The 701-nt window shown below is 60.2% G+C and carries 1 protein-coding gene; it reads right to left on the minus strand.

The genetic code is table 11. From position 1 onward, the window contains the following. The coding region (gene istA, locus IEX57_RS21060; RefSeq protein WP_229709179.1) for an IS21 family transposase at positions 1–700 on the minus strand (700 nt) is incomplete at its 3' end. Between the last annotated feature and the right edge of the window lies 1 nt (position 701).

The raw sequence follows: 701 nt of genomic DNA on the forward strand, positions 1-701 counted from the left end.
AGAACTCGGCGTCAAACAGGTAGTGGCTGACCATGGCACTAAACCGGATGTTGACCTCGCGTTCCTTGCCACGACCGACCCGATCCACGGCGGTCTTCATGTTGTCGTAGATGCCGCGGCGCGGGATACCACCCCAAGCCATGAAGGCATGGTAATGGGCATCGAACAGCATTTCGTGAGTCTGCAGCAGATAGGCACGCAGGAAGAAGGCCCGGCTGTGGCTGAGCTTGAGATGGGCCACCTGCAGCTTCGTCCGTTCGCCGTTGATGACGGCCCAGTCCTCACTCCAGTCGAACTGGAATGCTTCGCCTTCGGCAAAACGCAGCGGCACGAAGGTGCCCCGGCCGGTCGTTTTTGTCTGTTCGTATTGTTCCTGCCGCCATCGTCGGGCAAAGGCTGCAACGCGGTCGTAGGAACCGCTGAAACCCAGAGAAACGAGATCCGCGTGGATCTGCTTGAGGGTGCGTCGCTGTTTGCGCGGTCGTCGCGCTTCAATCCTGAGCCAGTCGGCCAGCCGGGTGGCATGGCCATCCAGCTTGCTGGGTGAATGGCGTTCCGGATAGACCGGAACGATGGCCTCCGAACGGATGTAGCGGCGAACCGTGTTTCGGGAAACACCCAGCCGCCTGGCGATCTCGCGCAGCGGTACATGGTCCCGAAAATGCCAACGTCTGATGATGCTCAACATAGCCACGTCGATC

The sequence above is a fragment of the Silvimonas iriomotensis genome (assembly GCF_014645535.1).
Taxonomy (GTDB): domain Bacteria; phylum Pseudomonadota; class Gammaproteobacteria; order Burkholderiales; family Chitinibacteraceae; genus Silvimonas; species Silvimonas iriomotensis.